Here is a 2,484-nt window from a genome sequence, read left to right as displayed (position 1 = left end):
GTCCCCCCCGGAGCCGATGGTGCGCGGGCAGTTCGCCGGGCTCCAGCTGTTCTCGGCGCTCGCGGGTGCCCAGGTTCCCCTCCCCGAAGCGACCGCTGACCTCCGAGACCGCGAAACCCAGTACGAAGGTGCTGAACATGCGCTCCCATCCGGCCACCTCGCCGTCGGCGATCCCGGCCTCCGACAGCGCCGCGTAGAGGGGGTCCACGACGCGCATCGCCTCCGCGAGCACCACCGGCCTGGTCAGCAGGAGAGGGAACGTCCGGGGATACCGGTGCGCCACCGCCCTGGCCCCCCGCGCGCACACCAGCAGCCGTTCCCGCCAGTCCAGCCCGGGGCCGGGGCGGGGCACCTCCCGCAGGACGCGGCCCACGAGGCCGTCCAAGAGGGCGTCCTTGCTCTCGAAGTACCCGTACAGGGCCATGGGCGTCAGGCCGACCCCCGCCCCGATGGCCCGCATCGACACGGCGGCCAGCCCCTGCTCCTCCGAGAGGCGCAGAGCGACGGAGAGAATTTCCTCCCGCCGTTCTTGCTTAATCTTTTCCATGGTCTTAATGTACACCGTATAGTCCGTTCTGTACACCGCACAGAAAGCATGGGACGAAACATGCTCGAAGCGTTGGACCTGGTGAAGAGGTTCGGTTCCGTCAACGCCCTGGACGGGTTCACCCTGGTCGCCCGGCCCGGTGAGATCGTCGGACTCGTCGGGCACAACGGGGCGGGAAAGACCACGTTCGCCAACGTCGTCTCGGGGCTGTTGCGCCCGGACAGGGGGAAGGTACTGGTCAACGGAAGGGCGCCGCGCGCCGCCCGCCGCCTCCTGGGATTGGCCCCCCAGCACCTCGCCGTGTATCCGACCGTCACCCCCCGCCAGACCCTGCGCCTGTTCGGGGGCCTGCACGGTCTTCGCCGACGGGGCCTCACCCGGGCGATCGACGAGATCGCGGAACTCCTCCGGCTCACGGACTTCCTCGACCGGAGGGTGGGTGTCCTCTCCGGGGGCCAACAGCGCCGTGTGCAGGCCGCGGCGGCCATGATCCACCGCCCCGCCCTCCTGCTCCTGGACGAACCCACCGCGGGGGTGGACCCCCAGACCCGCCAGTCCCTCCTGGAGGTGGTGCGAGCCCGTGCCGAGGAGGGAGCGGCGGTCGTCTACACCACCCACTACCTTCCCGAACTCACCGAACTGGGGGCCAGCATCGCCGTCGCCCGGCAGGGGCGGACCATCGCACGAGGTGAGGCCTCGGAACTGCTCGACCGGATTCCCGGCGAGGTGCGCCTGGCCTTCGACGACGAGGAGGTGCGCGTCTCCACCACCGACCCCACCACCACCCTGGCCGAGATGCTGGTCGGCGCGACCAGGCCTGTCCGTTCCGTGGACCTGCGCCAGCCCACCCTCGACGACCTCTACCAGGCGGTGGCCCATGCGGACTGACTCCGTCCACCGACTGGCACTGCTGATCCGCCACAACACCACGCTGCGGCTACGCGACCCCGGCCACCTGATCAGTTACCTGGTCATGCCGATGGTGCTCATGCTCGTCTTCAGCCCGCTCCACCGGGCGGCGCTGCCGGAGGACGGCGAGGCCCAGGCCGTCATCGGCATGCTGGTGATGTTCTCCGTGCTCTCCCTGTCGGTCGTGGGCACCGCCCTGCTGACCGAACGCACGTGGCGCACCTGGAACCGGCTGCGGGCGACCCCCGTGTCGATCGTCGAGATGCTCGTCGGCAAGGCGCTCCCCGTCTTCGTGCTGTTGGTCGTCCAACAGGCGCTGCTCCTGCTCTTCGGATCCCGGGTCGTGGGGATGCCCGTCACCGGTCCCCTTCCGCTGATCCTGTTCGCGGTCTGCGTGTGGTCCTTCGTGCTTTTGGCCATCGGCGTCGCATTGGCCGGTGTCGTGCGCGGTCACGGCGAACTCGCGGCCATCTGCGACGTCGGCGCCCTGGTGGTGAGCGCCTTGGGAGGGGCCCTGGTGCCGATCTCCATGATGCCCGCCTGGGCGCAGGCCACCGCGCCGCTCTCTCCCGGTTACTGGGCGCTGGCCATGCTCAGGGCCGCGGTGGCGGGGGACACCGGCACCGCCCTTCAGGCCTCCTCCGTCCTCGTCGCGGTCGGTGTGGTGGCGGGCGCGCTGGCCTGTGCCCGCATCAGCCGCGGTATCGGCGACCTCCAGGGGTAGGGCCGCCCGATCCGACCAGTCCCCGCAGCCCTCCCGGCCGTGTCGCTCCTCCGGTCGCCGCTTGCCCGGGGCGGTGCGGGGTGACGGGCGCGTTCCCTCCCTTTCACGGACTCCTCCGACCGTGCCTGGCGGGCCTCCGCGGTGCCGTCGGCGGACCGGGGCCTCTCATCCGCCGGGGCGCAGATCGGCGAGGAGGCGGCGCACGTCCGAGACGGCCTTTCGGCGGGCGGGGGAGGGCAGGGCCGACGGGCTCGGAGGTACGGTCGTCGTACGTTTTCGGCCCTCGTCGAGGGAGGCGCGCATC

3 protein-coding genes are annotated in these 2,484 nt (G+C 71.1%); 2 read left to right on the top strand and 1 reads right to left on the bottom strand.

What is annotated here, in order from left to right:
- On the bottom strand, positions 1 to 547 hold a 547-nt coding region (locus D471_RS0105720; protein ID WP_040688515.1), incomplete at its 3' end, for a TetR/AcrR family transcriptional regulator.
- A gap of 60 nt (positions 548 to 607) precedes the next feature.
- On the opposite strand from D471_RS0105720, the gene D471_RS0105715 reads away from it, so the two are divergent.
- On the top strand, positions 608 to 1,435 hold the full coding sequence (locus tag D471_RS0105715; protein WP_017597739.1) for an ABC transporter ATP-binding protein: 828 nt from the start codon (positions 608 to 610) through the stop codon (positions 1,433 to 1,435).
- Positions 1,425 to 2,180 (top strand): ABC transporter permease, encoded by a 756-nt coding sequence (locus tag D471_RS0105710; protein WP_017597738.1) that lies wholly within the window; start codon positions 1,425 to 1,427, stop codon positions 2,178 to 2,180. The genes D471_RS0105715 and D471_RS0105710 overlap by 11 nt, the downstream gene beginning before the upstream one ends.
- Positions 2,181 to 2,484: the final 304 nt, after the last annotated feature.

Source organism: Nocardiopsis lucentensis DSM 44048, from assembly GCF_000341125.1.
In the GTDB taxonomy this organism is placed as follows: domain Bacteria; phylum Actinomycetota; class Actinomycetes; order Streptosporangiales; family Streptosporangiaceae; genus Nocardiopsis; species Nocardiopsis lucentensis.
The sequence above is the reverse complement of the archived record's forward strand: the minus strand, read 5'-3'. Positions and strand labels throughout refer to the sequence as shown.